The sequence below is a fragment of the Idiomarina aquatica genome, from assembly GCF_003987185.1.
GTDB lineage: Bacteria > Pseudomonadota > Gammaproteobacteria > Enterobacterales > Alteromonadaceae > Idiomarina > Idiomarina aquatica.
The window spans coordinates 332,949-349,686 of sequence record NZ_PIPS01000002.1 but is presented as its reverse complement, the minus strand read 5'-3'; the positions used below and the strand labels follow the sequence as shown (position 1 = coordinate 349,686).

Here is a 16,738-nt window from a genome sequence, read left to right as displayed (position 1 = left end):
AAAAAACGCACAAAGCATCACTAAACAAGAACAAGAATGACTAACCAGGAATTCAGTTATGAAGCCAACAAATCTAACACGCACCCCACTGGCGCTCGCTTTTGTAGCGCTTGGTCTAGCCGGCTGTGGTGGCGACAGTGTTGAAACAAACACGCAGTATACGCAAATTGATACAACCGCCCCGGTCGATGAGTGGGAGCTGGTCTGGAGTGATGACTTCGAAGGCAATGCCATTGACGAGAACAAATGGAACTTTGAAGTCAACTGCCAGGGCGGCGGAAACAACGAACAGCAGTGTTACACCGACTCGTCGGAAAACGCTTATGTCTCGGATGGTACGCTAAAAATTGTCGCGTTGCCTGCCGGCGAAGATGCGGAAGGCAATTTGCCTTACACTTCGGCGCGCTTGAACAGCAAGAACAAAGGCGACTTCAAATACGGTCGCATTGAAGTGCGTGCTAAACTGCCGGAAGGACAAGGCTCCTGGCCGGCGGTTTGGATGATGCCGACAGATTCTGTTTACGGCGGTTGGCCGAAATCCGGTGAAATCGATATTGTCGAAGCGGTTAACCTAAAAACCGTTGACGAAGAAGGCAACGTTGAAAACAACGTACACGGTACCCTGCACTATGGTCGGGACTGGCCTAACAACGCCTCTTCTGGCAAAGCTTATCAACTGCCTGACGGCGTAAACCCAGCCGACGATTTCCATACCTATGCGATCGAGTGGCAAGAAGGCGAAATTCGTTGGTATGTCGATGGCTATTTGTATCAAACACAACGCGACTCTCAGGTTCGTTATAACAGCAAGGGTGAAGCCATTGGTCTGAACCACCAAGGCTGGTTTACGGAGTATTACGATCAGTCCACGGGTGAATTAAAAGTGGACTATGGCCCTGCTCCCTATGATCAGCGTTTTTATGTGATCATGAACTTAGCGGTCGGCGGCGACTGGCCGGAAAATACCAATAACCTGGGTATTAATGAAAGCGCTTTCGCTGAAGGCCAGACGTTAGAAATTGATTACATTAATGTCTACCAGTGTAATCAAAACCCGGATACCGGCAAAGGCTGTGAAACTCTCCGTGCTGGCTATGACGACGAAGAAACCCTCGTTACCGGTAAAGCTCCTATCCCTTCTCCACCCTCCACTACCGTAGAAAACCTGACCATTTTTGATGGCACACCGAATCCAAATTGGCCGGCGTGGGATTGCTGTGGTGGTTCTACCCCAGCGCTGATTGACGATGCCGATAAGGGTCAGGTCTATCAGTTTGTGGTTAACGACACGCCGACGGTAAACGGTTTTATTTCCCGTGAAGAGTTCATCACGGACGAAAACGGACAGCCGCAACCCTTTGACGCTAGCGGCATGATCGAGTCAGGTAGCATCAGCTTTGACATGAAGGTAACTTCTGCGCCCAGCGACGGTTCCGCAAGCTGGTTGTTCAAGGTTGAAAGTGACCGCGCCGCAACCTTTGCTGAATTGCCGATTACCGAGAGCGCCGAGGGCGTTGCTCCGGTCGTTGGTGAATGGCAGACCTATACCTTCCCACTGCAACAACTGGTTGATGCCGGCCTCGAGCCATCGGCCATTGATGCGTTCATGGTATTCCCGTCCTGGGGGTTGGGCGCAGGTGCTGAGTACCTGATGACCAACGTTGAAATCACTTCACCGGAAGCTGAATCACCGGAACTGGTACTGTTCGACGACCAGCAAAATCCGGACTGGCCACTGTGGGACTGCTGTGGTGGAACCACGCCACAAGAGGTCGTGGATGAAGAACGCGGTGTTGTTGGCGAATTTGAGATTGGTGCCACTCCAACGGTAGTCGGCTTTAAGCCAGCGGATGGTTCAGGCATTCAGTTTGATGCATCGGCGCTGCTCGTCGAGGGTGTTATCCAATTTGATATGAAAGTGGTTTCCAGCCCGAATGATCCAAACTCAGTATGGATGTTTAAGGTTGAGTCGAACGGCGCTGAAACCTTCGCCGAAGTTGAGCTGGCCAGCGGTAATGGCGGTCAGGCACCCACCACCGGCGAATGGCAAACTTACACCTTCCCGCTGCAACAACTGGCGGACGAAGGACTGGATGTGTCAGCCATCGACGTAATCATGATGTTCCCTGCCTGGGGTACCGGCGAAGGCGCGGTATTCCGTGTTGATGAAGCGCGCATTTACGATCCGAGCGCAGGTTCTGATGAAATCACCATCTTTGACGAAGAAGTGAACGCAGACTGGACACTGTGGGACTGCTGTGCCGGTTCAACGCCACAAGTTGTTGAAGCCGAAGCGCCCTACAACAACGTTGCCCAGTTCGAAATTCTCGGCTCTCCGGAAACTGTGTTAGGCTTCCTCGCCAATGACGGCGCCACCTTTGATGCATCGGCATTGCTCGCCAACGGCGCCATCAGTTTTGATATGCGTGTCGTCGATCAACCCAGCGGTGCTGACGCGCAGTGGTTAGTAAAAGTCGAATCGTCTGGTGCAGCGACAGCGGTGGAGGTGCCGTTATCATCCGGTAACTATGGCGAAGAGCCCGTTGCTGGTGAATGGGCAACCTACAACTTTACCCTGCAGTCGTTATTCGATGCCGGTCTGGATATCAGCGACATCAGCGTGATCATGATTTTCCCAACCTGGGGTCAATCATCAGGCGCTGTGTATCAAGTTGATAACCTGAGCATCGAAAACTTTTAATCGGTACGACAAACAGAAATGGACAAGATAATGAAAAAACCACTTATGTTTAGCAAAAGCCCAGTCGCGGCAGCCGTCTCAGTCGTACTGAGTGCCGGTCTGATCTTTCCTACGTTTGCACAAGAGCAGGCGGCAGAATCTGCAGAAACCGCACAAACAGAGCAACAACTGCAGGAACGTGAACAAAATGCGATGGAAGTCATCAACGTTCAGGGTATACGCGGCAGTTTGTCGCGTTCTACGGCCTTTAAACGCCAGTCCTCAGGCGTTGTTGACGGCATTTCCGCTGAAGAAATGGGTAAATTCCCGGATACCAACCTGGCGGAATCGCTGCAGCGTATTACCGGTGTATCGATCAGCCGTAACGACGGTGAAGGCAGCCAAATCACCGTGCGTGGTTTTGGCCCCGAGTTTAACCTGGTAACCCTGAACGGCCGACAAATGCCATCCACCGGTTACTCGCGCTCGTACAACATGGAGGCATTGTCCTCCGAAAACGTCACCGCGCTGGAAGTTTATAAAACTGCGCGCGCAGCGATGCCAACCGGTGGCCTGGGAGCGACCGTGAATATCGTAACGACTCGGCCTTTCCAGCAGTCAGAAGGTCAGTTTGTGGTCATGGGCAAAGCCCTGCACGACAGTTCCGTTGACACCGGCGACTCAGTAACCCCTGAGTTGGCGGCGATTTACAGTGACACCTTTGCTGATGATATGTTTGGCGTGGCTCTGTCATTGTCTCAGCACCGTCGTGACTTCCAACAACAGTATGCCAACATCCAGGGCTGGCAGGCGAACGTCGGCTTGCCCGATCTTGAAGAGGGTGAGTTTACCGACCCCCGCCCTATCGGTGAAGACGGCGAGCGCATTGGCAACCACTTCTTCCCGAAAGACATGAACTATGGTTTTACCGATGTTCAGAACGAACGTACTAATGGCCAGTTGACGCTGCAATTCGCGCCGACTGACAGCATGGTATTGACCGCAGATTACACGGGATCGCGCCGTACCTCGGGTCGAGTGGGTTACGGCTGGGGTATCTGGAATGAGTTTGGTGGCAACATCAATTCTTACATTCTGGATGAAAACGGTACCGCGGTGTATGCCGATATCGCCGGTAACGATGCCTCGTTTACCGCGAACTGGGACACCACGGAAATCGAAGCCGACTCTATCGGTCTTAACCTGAGTTGGGATCTTACCCCCGACTTAAACCTTTGGGTTGACGTACACGACTCCAGTAACAAAATTGACAATGGCGCCGATAAGGGCATTAACTCAACCGGCCAAATCATTCTTGGTTCGGATCAGTTGCGCACCAAAATCTACGATTATCGTACTGGCGAAATCCCGCAGGCAAGCGTGCTTTGGAACAACGGTACCAATGTGCTGGCACCAGGCGAAATCGACTCTAACTTCAGCCAGTTTTTGCGTAACCCAGGCGAAACCAACATCAAGCAATACCAAGTGGAAGCCACCTGGTACAACTCTGCCTGGAGCATTCCGCTGGTATCGATTAAAGGTGGTTTGAGCCGTACCGACCAAGATATGCAAGGCGCCAGCTATTGGAGTGGTTTGGTTGGTGGTCCGGGCTTTAACCCAAGCTATACGCACATTTTCCCGGACGGTATGTTCGAATACCACACCACCGATGGCTTTTTGGATGAGTTTGTCGGCGGCGGTAGTGATTTAGCGCAAAACTATTACTACACCTACGACATCGCAGAGGCGCTGGCTCGTCAGGCAAACTTCATCACCGATGGTGATAATGCCTTTATTGTCGGTTTGCCACCGGGCTCATTGGATGGCCTGACCGGCTTGAACGAAACCACCGACGCGGCGTTTATTCAATCCCAGTGGGAGTTTGACCTTGCCGGCTTCTTTACACAGGTGAATTTTGGCGTTCGTTACGAGCAGACCGATGTCACCAGTGTGGTTCGCCAATTGGTTGAACAGCAAGTTAACTGGACCAGCCCATCCGAATGGATCATGCAATACGAGGGTGGTGAACCACGGCTGTTAACACAGACGGGTGAGCACGACGTATTCCTGCCGATGTTCGATGTGAAGATGGACTTGACGGAAGACCTGGTCGGCCGTTTCTCTACCGGTAAAACCATCGCCCGTGCGCCGCTTGGCAAACTGGCAGGAGCTCGTAGCCTGAGCGGAAGTCCTAAACCGGGGGCTCGCAGCGGTAGCAATGGTAACCCTAACCTATTGCCGTTTGAGTCACTGAACTTCGACTTATCGCTTGAATATTACTATGGCGAAGGCAGTTACGCGTCCATTGGCTACTTCAAGAAGAAAGTCGATAATTACATTCAGGACACCATTACTGAAACCACCATTGAAGGTCTGCGTGACATTTTCGAAGGTCCGCGCTACCAACAAGCGATTGCTGATATTGAGGCGCGTGGTGAACAAGCGACTTCAACGGCTATCTTTGAACAGATGCTGGCCAATGGTCATGGCAACGAAAACGGTGTAATCGAGCCGAATGCCGATGATCCGCTGATGGTCTGGAACATCAGCCAGCCAACCAACACTCGGGAAAAGTCAGTTGATGGTTTTGAAGTTGCCGTACAACACCTATTTGGTGAATCTGGCTTTGGTTTTGGCGCAAACGCCACCGTAGTTGATGGCGACGTTGGTTTTAACAATGAAAGCCTCGAGCAACAGGCACCGCTGGTCGGTCTCAGTGACTCGGCCAACCTGCAGTTATTCTATGAAAACTATGGTTGGTCTGTACGGGCGACTTACGCGTGGCGTGACAGCTACTTATTGGGTGTCGGTCAAGCGCAGGGCTCTTCTGATGCACCACCGCAATACGCGCGTGCCTTTGGTCAGTGGGATCTGAGCGTTAACTACGACGTAACCGAACAACTGACGGTGTTCTTTGAAGGTATCAACCTGAACAACGAAACCGAGCAAGGCTACGGTCGTTATGAAGAGCAATTCCTGTTTGCTCGTCAGTACGGTCCTCGCTATGCATTAGGTGCACGTTACACCTTCTAATACAGCAAGCACTAAGGCGCTGCCTTTTCCCTGGGGGTAGCGCCCATTAAAAAGGGCCTACATCCAAGGATGTCGGCCCTTTTTTATAGCCTTAAGGGGGAAACTAGTTCCCCAAACAAATAACGTCCTGTTGTGGCTGTGCCTGCGTCATGCGAATGTCGCGAATGCGTACTTCGGCTTGTCCAGCCGTTTGCAGACGGAAGATCTCGCCAAGTTTGGCCACATCAACACCGTCATCGGCCAGACAGGAAACCGAAAAATCGAGCTGCTGCCACTCGGTTTGCTGCGGGTTAATACCATCTTCAGCCAGGTATTGACGAATATTGTATTGTCCCTGACAAGCATCAGCGCCACAATTAAAGGCAAGATCTAATGCCTCGTCATCGGCAAAGCTTGCATCAAGCGTTACCGACAGCACCCCTTGCTCGTTGGCAAAAGCCCGTAAATCACGCGGGAACGGACTGACAAAGGTGAAAAAGCCCGGCTGTTGCCCGTCAAAACGGAATAACCTTGCGTCTTCCTGCACACGATCATCGAAGGTTTCGGTGGTCACACCGTTCAATGACTGAATGCTGCTGGTGACTTCAGTGCGGCCTTCAGCGTGGCCAATATGCAAGCTCCACGGATCTTGCGGAGCGCGTTCAAACACCACCGCATCAGCCTGCGCTACGGCATCACCAAAATCCGTTGGCAAGGTATCTGAAACCTCAGTACTGTCGTCGTAGCTCAAACCATAACCCAGCTTAAACAGCGGATCATAGGGTTGCTGGTCGGCATTCAGGCGCCCTTGTGCTGGTGTTTTTGGCCAGGAGAACGGTAATTTTCCACGTACCGGATAACGGGCTTCGCCGTTTTCATCGGCAATGATCACGTCCGCGACACCCTGCCCTTCGGAGCCCGGTAACCAAGCCGCAACGAACGCATCTGACGCATTAAGTTCTGGATTAACGTACATCGGACGACCGCTGATAAACACCGAAACCACAGGGATCCCCTGCGCTTTCAATTGTTCCAGCAGCGCTTGGTCGGTTGGGTTACCGCGTTGATAATCAACGTTATCGATATCTCCGTTACCTTCCGCGTACGGCGTTTCACCGTAAACGACCACCGCGACGTCAGGCTTTTGCTGGTACTCGCCATCCACGGCCAACTCTACCGAGCCACCCATACCAGTGACCGCGTCGGCGATGCCCTGATAAATGGAAGTGCCGCCCGGAAAGTCATCGTTGCTGTTACCGGTACCCTGCCAACTGATGGTCCAGCCACCGGACTGCTGACCGATATTATCGGCTGCCGGGCCGGCCACCAAAATGCGCTGATTGGGATTGAGCGGCAACAAGTTTTCGTTATTTTTCAACAGTACTAACGACTCGCGAACGGCTTGACGCGCGATTGCTCGATGTTCTTCTGCACCAATTAACTCGGTTTTTCCGGACAACGGACGTTGCGCCGGGCTTGGCTTATCAAATAAACCAGCACGGATTTTAACCCGCAGGATACGGCGCACCGCATCGTCAACCCGGGCTTCGCTAATCGTACCGTCTTTAACCTGAGCAATCAGGTTCTCGTACAGCGGCTTCCACGCTTGGGTTGGCACCATGTACATATCCAGACCGGCATTTGCCGCCTGTGGACAGTTGTCATTGCGACAACCCTCAATTTGGCCATGACCGTTCCAGTCGCCAACGACGAAACCGTCAAAGCCCATTTTTTCTTTAAGTACGTCCGTTAACAGGTACTCATCACCATGAATTTTTTCGCCATTCCAACTGTTAAAGCTGGCCATGACCGTTTGTGCGCCGGCCTGCAAACCGCCGACGTAACCTTGTGCATGGTAATCGAACAACTCCTGTTCCGAAATCTCGGTGTTGCCCTGGTCGATACCGTCGGTGGTGCCGCCATCGCCAATAAAGTGCTTAACGGTACTGATGACATGGCGTTCATCAAGAAAGTTTTTACCGACCTCGCCTTGCAACCCTTTGACGATTGCTGCCGAATAATCGTGCACGATTTGTGGATCTTCCGAGTAGCTCTCGTAGGTGCGCCCCCAACGTACATCACGGGCAACGGCAACCGTCGGCGCAAACACCCAATCGATACCGGTTACCATCACTTCGGTTGCGGTGACACCGGCAATGTCTTCAATAAGATCCGGGTTGTTCGCAGCCCCTAAACCGATATTGTGCGGAAAAATCGTTGCGCCAATTACGTTATTATGGCCGTGAACCGCATCGGTGCCCCACATGGTCGGAATATCGATACCGTCAACGCTGTCATCGACCGACGCCTGATACATGGATTCAGCCAGTGCAATCCAATCTTGCGGTGTCGCGTACTTGTCGTTGTTCGGGAACGCTCCACCACCGTTAAGATAGGAACCAAAGCCATACTTACGCATGTCCTCGACCGTGATGTCACGGATCTCTGGCTGGATCATCTGCGCCACTTTTTGTTCCAGTGTCATTTTAGCCAGCATCTCATCGATGCGTTGTTCGACCGTTGGCTCTTGAGCAACCGGTAACTTAAGCTGCGGCCAAATGTCGTTGCCGGCGCTTTGGGTGTTGGTCGCGTCTGAGCAGCCGGCCACTGCCGTCGTTGCCAGGGCAATGGCCGAGTAAAGATACGAAAGCTTCATTAAGCCGTCTCCTTTTCATCCAGCATACGTTTGAAGGCACCCGGTCGATGGCCACGAAAACCGTAAAACGCAATGTAGACATAACACAGCAATGGCAGAATGAAGGCGAATTGGACACTGGTCATGTCCGCCAGCACACCCTGCAACAACGGCACAATGGCACCACCGACAATGGCCAGACACAAAATGCCGGAGCCCTGACTGGTGCTTTCTTTCAAGTTATGTAGCGCAAGACTGAAAATGGTCGGGAACATAATGGAGTTACACAAACCGACGAACAACAACGACCACATCGCCAGTGCACCGGAACTGTTCATGCTGATGGCAACCAATGCAACCGCGCAACTGGCGTTAAACAGCAGTACCCGATTACCGGCAAACTTCTGCATCACCGCAGCACCGATAAATCGGCCCACCATAGCGCCACCGAAATACCAGGAAATGTAATGCGATGCTTGTGAACTGGACATATTGCCGATATCTGACTGCGACAGGTAGATCGCCAGGAAGCTGCCGATACCGACTTCGGCACCGACATAAACAAAGATACCAATGGCTCCCAGCACCAAGTGCTTTTGTCCCCAGGCGCCGCCTTTTGTTGGTAACGCCGCGGCTTGGTCAACTTTGCCCATCTCCGGCAATTTTAATTTTACAAACACGATGGCCATCAATACCAGTGTCGCTGCCAGAATGAAGTACGGCAGGGATACCGTGTCCTTGCTAACGCCGGATACTTCCGGATCAGCAACACCACCAAAAATTAACCAGGCGCCAAAAAACGGTGCCACGGTGGTGCCCAGCGAGTTGAATGCCTGCGTCATGGTCAGGCGACTGGACGAGGTCTTTTCCGGCCCCAGTCGGGTCACGTATGGGTTTGCCGCAACTTGCAGAATGGTCACGCCGGAGGCGAGAATAAACAGCGCCAATAAAAACAGGCCATAAATTTCCAACATCGCAGCAGGATAAAACAGTACGCAGCCTGCACCGGCAATTAACAGCCCGGTGACAATCCCCATCTTATAACCAATTTTTCCGACCATTAACCCGGCCGGAATTGAAATAATGAAATAGGCTCCGAAGAAACAGAACTGGATCAACATCGACTGCGTGTAGTTCAGGTCGAACAATAAACGCAGGTATGGAATCAGAATATCATTGAGACAGGTAATGAATCCCCAAATAAAAAATAGCGAAGTGAGCGCAGTCAGAGCAAAACGATAGTTGTTATCGCTGCCCTCGCCTACTAGCGCCGAGGTTTGCGGCGTTGTCATAATTCCCTCTTAATATTATTTTATTTTTTTGACGATGGTTAAAACACCATCTACTATGATGTAAGCGCTTTCATGTATAGCATATTTGATTCGTTTCGCAATGAAAACCCGTTTATTTCGCAGGTGAATATGAAAAAAATAACGATTAATGATCGATCCCCCTTATTAACGTCCGATTTTGTGTTTGGGGTGGCTACGTCTTCCTTTCAAATCGAAGGCGACAGCGACGGGCGAGCCACCTGCATTTGGGATACCTTTTGTCGCCAGACCGGCACAATCAAAGACAACAGTAACGGTGATCACGCCTGCGAACACGTCAAATACTGGCAACAGGATGTCGAACTGATTGCCAGCCTCGGTGTCGATGCGTATCGCTTATCGATTGCCTGGGGACGAGTTATCAACGAAGATGAAAGCATAAATCAACAGGGGCTGCAATTCTATCGCAAGCTTGTACAAGCACTGGCCAGCCGCGGTATCAAAACCCACGTTACCCTATACCACTGGGACTTACCGCAGTATTTAGAGGATAGAGGCGGCTGGCTTAATCGCGAAACGGCTTATCGCTTTGCCGAATACGCCGAGGCGGTCGCACAAGCGCTTGGTAACTCGGTAGCCAGTTACGCCACCATCAACGAACCTTTTTGCAGTGCTTACCTGGGCTATGAAGCCGGTATTCATGCGCCGGGACCACAGCCCGGTAACCGTCGCAAGAATGGCCGCCAGGCGGCGCACCATATTCTGCTGGCACACGGCCTGGCCCTGCCCAAACTCCGTCAACACGCACCACAGGCGCAACACGGTATTGTGCTGAATTTCAGCCCCTGTCATGCGGCTTCCGCTGCTGAGCAGGATAAACGTGCCGCCAAACAGGCACACGCCTACCATAACCTCTGGTATCTACAACCGCTGTTACAGGGCAGCTACCCGGACCTGTTACAACAGTTACAGCCCGAAGAGCGGCCTGAAATTATCGACGGTGATATGGCGGTGATCGCCAGGCCGATCGATTTCCTCGGCGTTAACTATTACACCCGCACTACCTTCAAAGGCACCGAAAATGGCTGGTTCAAAGACATCCCGCCGAGCGGTGATGGACTTACCACCATGGGCTGGGAAGTCTATCCGCAGGGCTTGACAGAGATCCTGACAGAGCTTACAAAGACCTATGCGAATCTGCCTCCGATTTACATCACAGAAAACGGTGCGGCTTACCCGGATCCGGTCATCGATGGCAACATTCATGACCCACAGCGCATCGACTATTTCCAGCAGCATTTGACGGCAGTCGAGCAAAGTATGCAGCAAGGGGTTGATATTCGTGGCTACTTCATTTGGAGCCTGATGGACAATTTTGAATGGGCCGAGGGTTACACCCAGCGCTTTGGTATCGTGCATGTTGATTTTAAAACGCAACAACGACGCCTTAAAGACAGTGCAAAAGCCTGGCAACAACTCTTACTTGAGAGAAAACATAAGATGATTGCAACGGAACCATGTTAACGCGCCGCGAAAAAGTAGCCTACGGATTAGGCGACACTGCCAGCAACATCATCTTCCAGACGGTTATGTTGTTTCTGGCTTTTTTTTACACGGATGTTTTTGGTATCCCGGCGGCGGCCGTTGGAACCATGTTTTTGCTGGTACGGCTTCTGGACGCCGTCACTGATCCGTTAATGGGGCTGATTACCGACCGTACCCGTTCTCGCCATGGCCAATTTCGTCCTTACCTATTGTGGATGGCCTTACCTTTTGCTTTTTTCAGTGTGCTCGCGTTTACCACACCCGACTTTTCCACCAACGGCAAAATTGTCTATGCCTACGCCACCTATGGGTTGTTAATGCTGGCTTATACCGCCATTAATATCCCTTACTCGGCGTTAGGCGGCGTTTTAACCGCTGACCCACTGGAACGCGTTTCGGTGCAGTCGTATCGATTTGTGTTCGGTATGCTGGGGGGATTACTGGTGACAACCACCACCCTGCCGTTGGTCGAATGGCTGGGCGCCGGCGACAATGTCAGTGGTTATCAGCTGACCATTGCCGTACTCAGCGCACTGGGCGTGGTGCTCTTTATTCTGTGCTTTGCCGGTACCAAAGAACGGTTAACCGCGCGCCATACCGGCAATATGAAATTAACGGAAGGGCTGGCACTACTCTGGCACAACCCACAGTGGCGCCGCTTATCACTGGCAGCACTGTTGGTGCTGACCGGCATTGCACTAAAAAACACGCTGGCCATTTATTACGTCAAGTACTACCTGTTACGCGAAGACATGGTGACGATGTTTGTAAGTATTGGCATGGTCGGCAACATTTTAGGCTGCGCCAGTGCCCAATGGATAACCCGATACATTGACAAAGTGACAGCTTATATCAGCATTCAGGTTGTTTCCGCCATCATCTGCGCAGCCGCCTTCTGGGTACCGGCAGAGCAGTTCGTGCTGGCTACCGCACTGTACTTCTTCTGGGGCTTTTTCCTGCAAATGGGGACACCAATGCTGTGGGCCAAAATGGCTGACGTGGTTGATTACGGTTTCTGGAAATTTGGCGTCCGCGCCACCGGTATGGTGTATTCGTCGGTTATTTTCTTTATCAAACTCGGTCTGGCACTCGGTGGCGCCATTGCCGGCTGGTGGCTAGCCTTTTATAACTACGTACCCGATCAGCTACAACCCGTTGCCACGCAACAGGGTATTCTGATCGCCTTTGCCTTATTGCCGGCCTTAGCCTCGCTGCTTGTCGCTTATGTGATGCGCGGGTACACTCTTACCCAACCCAAGGTTCAGGAAATTAACCGAGTTCTGGATCTCAATGCAGGGGAGCAAAACTGAACATGGCGACCATTTACGAAGTATCCAAACTTGCCGGCGTATCACTCGCCACGGTATCGCGTGTGCTGAACAAAAACACGCCAGTACGCGAGGAAACACGACTCAAAGTATTAGCGGCCGTCGAGAAACTAGGCTATCAGCCAAATTCAGTGGCACAGTCACTGGCCTCAAATCGCTCAAACAGTATTGGTATTGTCGTACCTGAACTCAATGGTCCGTTTTTCGGTACCCTGCTCAGCGATATCGAGAACCGTTTTCGACAGGCGGGCAAACACGTCATTATTGCCGCCGGCCACAGTGACGAAAAACTCGAAAAGGACAGCATCGCGTTTTTACAAAGCCGTAACTGTGATGCCCTTATTCTGCATGTTGAGGCAGTCAGCGACGACTACTTGGTTGAATTAATGCAAAAGAAGGTGCGTTTTGTCTTGATTAACCGCTTTGTCGCTCCGCTTTACGATCGCTGTATTACCTTAAATAACCAACACGGCGGTTATCTCGCAACTCGGCATATCCTCGAGCACGGTCACCGACACATTGGTTATATTTCGGGGCCTATGTGGAAGCACGACGCCGACCAGCGTTACAAGGGGCATATTCGAGCCTTGACAGAGTTCGGCTTAGAACCCTCCGAACAACGGTTTTATGAGGGCGACTACCATGAGAAAAGCGGTGAAACCGGCGCCCGTATCCTGTTAGAGAATGATCCGTCAATTACCGCATTGGTTTGTGCCAACGACGAAATGGCGGCCGGTGCGCTGACAGCGGCACGCGAGCTTGGCCGTGAGTTACCGGCGGATTTGTCGATTATGGGTTTTGATAACGTGAACTTTTCACACTATACCCATCCAAAACTGACGACTGTAAATTATCCGGTCGGAGGTATGGGGGAAATGGCGGCGCAGTTAATCCTAAAACGCGTTTATGACCAAAAAGTAGACGCGATTCAAACGGTGTTTGAACCGCGTGTGATTGAGCGTTGTTCGGTAGGCCCCGCTCCAGACGAGGCCTAACCGTTAGTGGCTGTTTAAAGTGCCTTAAACATCAAAGCGATCGGCATCCATTACTTTCACCCAGGCTTTGACGAAGTCTTTTACAAACTTCTCCTGGTTGTCGTCCTGCGCGTACAGCTCCGAATACGAGCGCAGAATTGAGTTGGAACCGAACACCAGATCCACCCGTGACGCCGTCCACTTAACCTCGCCGGTCTTACGGTCGCGTACTTCGTAATGATCACCCGCTTTTTTCCAAACGTTATTCATGTCGGTTAAGTTAACAAAGAAATCATTGGTTAACACACCAACACGATCGGTAAACACGCCCTGTTTGGATTCACCGTAATTCGCGCCCAACGCGCGCATACCACCAATCAGCACGGTCATCTCCGGCGCCGTCAAGCCCATCAACTGAGTGCGATCGAGCAGTAGCTCTTCAGCCGGCACCTGATAGTCTTTCTGCAGGTAGTTACGATAACCGTCATGCAATGGCTCCAGCGGTGCAAAACTCTCGGCATCGGTCATCTCATCGGTTGCATCACCGCGTCCCGGCGTGAACGGTACTCGAATATCGTAACCGGCATCTTTAGCGGCTTTTTCCACCGCCGCCGTGCCACCGAGCACGATCAAATCAGCAATGCTGACGTCTTTATCGAGCGACTGGCGAACCTCTTCCAGTACCTGCAATACTCGTTGCAGTTTCTCCGGCTCATTACCGTGCCAGTCTTTCTGTGGTGCCAAACGAATACGTGCACCGTTAGCGCCGCCACGATAATCTGAACCGCGGAAGGTACGCGCGCTGTCCCAGGCCGTAGAGATCAATTCATATGAGCTGAGGCCACTGTCAAGCAACTGCTGTTTAATACCATCAACCTCGGTGTCGCTCAACTGATAATCGACTTTTGGAATCGGGTCCTGCCAGATTAAATCTTCCGCCGGCACATCCGGCCCCAAATAACGATCTTTGGGTCCCAAATCGCGGTGCGTTAACTTGAACCAGGCACGCGCAAACACATCAGCAAAGTAATCCGGATCGTTATAAAACTTCTCGGCTATTTTGCGATACGCCGGATCCACCTTCATTGCCATGTCGGCATCGGTCATGATCGGGTTATGCCGAATAGACGGATCTTCGACATCAACGGGCTTATCTTCTTCCTTAATGTCGATGGGTTCCCATTGCCAGGCTCCCGCTGGGCTTTTCTTCAACTCCCACTCGTAATTAAACAGCAAGTAGAAGTAGCCGTTATCCCATTGGGTTGGGTTGGTGGTCCACGCGCCTTCGATGCCGCTGGTCACGGTATCACGGCCCATACCTTTACCGCCGCTGTTGCGCCACCCGAAACCTTGCTCTTCGACATCGGCAGCTTCCGGTTCTGGTCCCAGATTTTCTTCCTTGCCGTTACCGTGACATTTACCGACGGTATGCCCCCCGGCCGTTAAGGCAACGGTTTCTTCGTCGTTCATGGCCATACGGGCAAAGGTCTCACGGACATCCTGAGCGGTTCTCATCGGATCCGGATTACCGTCAACGCCCTCAGGGTTCACGTAAATAAGCCCCATTTGCACGGCCGCTAATGGATTTTCCAGCGATTCACGTTGTTCATCCGAGCTGTAGCGATTTTTGGTTTCAGCCAACCATTCTTTCTCGCTGCCCCAGTAAATATCTTCTTCGGGATGCCAAATGTCCTCACGCCCACCGGCAAATCCAAAGGTTTTCAAACCCATCGACTCATACGCCATGTTACCGGCTAAAATAAACAAGTCGGCCCATGACAATTTGTTGCCGTACTTTTTCTTGATCGGCCACAGTAACCGCCGCGCTTTGTCGAGGCTGACGTTGTCCGGCCAACTGTTCAACGGCGCAAAGCGTTGGTTGCCGGTACCGCCGCCACCGCGGCCATCGGCCAATCGATAAGAGCCTGCCGAGTGCCAGGCCATACGAATCATTAGACCGCCGTAGTGACCCCAGTCAGCCGGCCACCAGTCCTGGCTGTCTGTCATCAGGTCTTTAAGGTCTTGCTTTAATTCTTCCAGATCGATTTTTTTAAATTCTTCAGCGTAATTAAAATCCTCGTCCATTGGATTTGCTTTTCTGTCGTGCTGCCGCAGAATTTCCAGTTTTAGCGCGTTCGGCCACCAATGGGTATTGCTTTTGCCTTCATTGGTCATGCTCCCGTGCATGATTGGGCATTTACCTGCACTCATATGATTCCTTCCTTTGTTGTTTAAATCGTTGTCTAAAATTCGTTGATGCTGACGATTAGCTACGTCAGTAAACCGTAATTAGATTTATAACAGCTGCTAAGCAATTGACCAAAGTAATTAAAGCGGTCGTTTTAATCGACTCAAGCGATGGATGAGTCAACGACAACGACTTCAGCGATGAACTCCGGCGCTGGCATCCACACGACCGCATGCTGATCAAACCCTCTGGCCAACACACTTAACGCCTCCATCGATAAATTAGCAACCAAAAACCCTCTTTCATCGGGCCATTGTTGATTTGGATCCTGTGCCACACTGGTCGCCATGATGTCAGCGCCGGGCACCGCATGGATTGCCGTTCGCAGGCGTTGGTGTGCAGCGGCATTAACCGCGTCGGAAACCCTATGACTGCGCGGGTTATAACCGGTAATGATACTGAGCGACCGAATAGCTGTTGCGCTTTTAAGTAGCGCACGCGCCGACTGACCGATGCGAACCGTAACCGGCGGTTGAGTGTCGATAACATAGTTGGTGGCTTGATAAGCCTGCATCAGCTGTTTATCCATTACCTATAACTCCGAACATTTATCACCGTTAGTTCGGTGATTATTTGTAAAAAATCGGTAAGACTCATTGGACAACGCCCACTTTCGCCTAAACTCAATGAGGCATAGCGGTAAAGTGTCATCCTTAAACAAGGCGAAACATGCGCGTTCAACAACGGTCAATCATTGTACTTTTTGTGCTCTCCTTGAGCTCGTGCGAGTTTCCGCGCGCGGCCGAGGATTATCTGCATAAGCTTGAACAACTGGCAAACAAAATTGAACAACTGGCCGACCAGCAGCGCATCTGTATGAGTGCCATTACCAAACTTGAACAACGCTACGATTATCTGGCTCCGGGCAAAAACAGTTACCTCGAATTTGACTTTACCGATCAGGAAGCGGAACGCTTCGAGCAGCTCAACCGCCGCATCGAACAGGCCAATCGGAAAATTGTTCAAAAAGGCAACGCTGACTGTTAAATGGGCTAGCGTTTTGTAAAAAATTCATTGAGATCTATCGGTCCCCCTCTATACTGAA

Annotated in this window: 10 protein-coding genes; 6 read left to right on the top strand and 4 right to left on the bottom strand. The window is 51.6% G+C overall.

The annotated features are described in order from the left end of the window. Positions 1-58 precede the first annotated feature (58 nt). Together CWE23_RS08520 and CWE23_RS08515 are read left to right on the top strand one after the other, a co-directional pair. On the top strand, positions 59-2,701 hold the full coding sequence (locus CWE23_RS08520) for a glycoside hydrolase family 16 protein (protein ID WP_105306550.1): 2,643 nt from the start codon (positions 59-61) through the stop codon (positions 2,699-2,701). A gap of 30 nt (positions 2,702-2,731) precedes the next feature. Further along, positions 2,732-5,713 (top strand): TonB-dependent receptor, encoded by a 2,982-nt coding sequence (locus CWE23_RS08515; RefSeq protein WP_105306551.1) that lies wholly within the window; start codon positions 2,732-2,734, stop codon positions 5,711-5,713. 103 nt (positions 5,714-5,816) lie between these two features. On the opposite strand, the gene CWE23_RS08510 is transcribed toward CWE23_RS08515, so the two are convergent. Together CWE23_RS08510 and CWE23_RS08505 are read right to left on the bottom strand one after the other, a co-directional pair. Further along, a complete protein-coding gene (locus CWE23_RS08510) occupies positions 5,817-8,348 on the bottom strand; it encodes a glycoside hydrolase family 3 protein (RefSeq protein WP_126820007.1) in 2,532 nt (843 codons plus the stop codon). Beyond that, positions 8,348-9,619 carry a sugar MFS transporter gene (locus CWE23_RS08505; RefSeq protein WP_105306553.1) on the bottom strand — a complete coding sequence of 424 codons (1,272 nt, stop codon included), beginning with the start codon at positions 9,617-9,619 and terminating at the stop codon, positions 8,348-8,350. Before CWE23_RS08505 ends, CWE23_RS08510 begins: the two co-directional genes overlap by 1 nt. 129 nt (positions 9,620-9,748) lie before the next feature. Here CWE23_RS08505 and CWE23_RS08500 point away from each other — a divergent pair, with 129 nt between their 5' ends. The 3 genes from CWE23_RS08500 to CWE23_RS08490 are packed head-to-tail and all read left to right on the top strand — an operon-like array spanning position 9,749 to position 13,466. Then, positions 9,749-11,122 (top strand): GH1 family beta-glucosidase, encoded by a 1,374-nt coding sequence (locus CWE23_RS08500; protein ID WP_105307740.1) that lies wholly within the window; start codon positions 9,749-9,751, stop codon positions 11,120-11,122. After that, complete coding sequence (locus CWE23_RS08495; protein ID WP_105306554.1) at positions 11,116-12,453, top strand: glycoside-pentoside-hexuronide (GPH):cation symporter; 1,338 nt, start codon at positions 11,116-11,118, stop codon at positions 12,451-12,453. Before CWE23_RS08500 ends, CWE23_RS08495 begins: the two co-directional genes overlap by 7 nt. Before the next feature lie 2 nt (positions 12,454-12,455). After that, a complete protein-coding gene (locus CWE23_RS08490) occupies positions 12,456-13,466 on the top strand; it encodes a LacI family DNA-binding transcriptional regulator (RefSeq protein WP_105306555.1) in 1,011 nt (336 codons plus the stop codon). A 24-nt stretch (positions 13,467-13,490) separates the two neighbouring features. Here the strand turns inward: CWE23_RS08490 and katG are convergent, their stop codons facing one another. Together katG and CWE23_RS08480 are read right to left on the bottom strand one after the other, a co-directional pair. Next, positions 13,491-15,656, bottom strand: coding sequence for a catalase/peroxidase HPI (gene katG, locus CWE23_RS08485; protein WP_126820006.1), 2,166 nt, complete (start codon positions 15,654-15,656; stop codon positions 13,491-13,493). A 140-nt stretch (positions 15,657-15,796) separates the two neighbouring features. Further along, positions 15,797-16,222 carry a DUF3293 domain-containing protein gene (locus CWE23_RS08480; protein WP_126820005.1) on the bottom strand — a complete coding sequence of 142 codons (426 nt, stop codon included), beginning with the start codon at positions 16,220-16,222 and terminating at the stop codon, positions 15,797-15,799. A 140-nt stretch (positions 16,223-16,362) separates the two neighbouring features. On the opposite strand from CWE23_RS08480, the gene CWE23_RS08475 reads away from it, so the two are divergent. Next, positions 16,363-16,680, top strand: a complete 318-nt coding sequence (locus tag CWE23_RS08475; protein WP_105306558.1) for a hypothetical protein — start codon at positions 16,363-16,365, stop codon at positions 16,678-16,680. Positions 16,681-16,738 lie beyond the last annotated feature (58 nt).

What these genes read in the sequence shown, in the direction of transcription:
- CWE23_RS08520 (WP_105306550.1), top strand. Translation starts at nt 59, where the DNA reads ATGAAGCCAACAAATCTAACACGCACCCCACTGGCGCTCGCTTTTGTA.
- CWE23_RS08515 (WP_105306551.1), top strand. Translation starts at nt 2,732, where the DNA reads ATGAAAAAACCACTTATGTTTAGCAAAAGCCCAGTCGCGGCAGCCGTC.
- CWE23_RS08510 (WP_126820007.1), bottom strand. Translation starts at nt 8,348, where the DNA reads ATGAAGCTTTCGTATCTTTACTCGGCCATTGCCCTGGCAACGACGGCA.
- CWE23_RS08505 (WP_105306553.1), bottom strand. Translation starts at nt 9,619, where the DNA reads ATGACAACGCCGCAAACCTCGGCGCTAGTAGGCGAGGGCAGCGATAAC.
- CWE23_RS08500 (WP_105307740.1), top strand. Translation starts at nt 9,749, where the DNA reads ATGAAAAAAATAACGATTAATGATCGATCCCCCTTATTAACGTCCGAT.
- CWE23_RS08495 (WP_105306554.1), top strand. Translation starts at nt 11,116, where the DNA reads ATGTTAACGCGCCGCGAAAAAGTAGCCTACGGATTAGGCGACACTGCC.
- CWE23_RS08490 (WP_105306555.1), top strand. Translation starts at nt 12,456, where the DNA reads ATGGCGACCATTTACGAAGTATCCAAACTTGCCGGCGTATCACTCGCC.
- katG (WP_126820006.1), bottom strand. Translation starts at nt 15,656, where the DNA reads ATGAGTGCAGGTAAATGCCCAATCATGCACGGGAGCATGACCAATGAA.
- CWE23_RS08480 (WP_126820005.1), bottom strand. Translation starts at nt 16,222, where the DNA reads ATGGATAAACAGCTGATGCAGGCTTATCAAGCCACCAACTATGTTATC.
- CWE23_RS08475 (WP_105306558.1), top strand. Translation starts at nt 16,363, where the DNA reads ATGCGCGTTCAACAACGGTCAATCATTGTACTTTTTGTGCTCTCCTTG.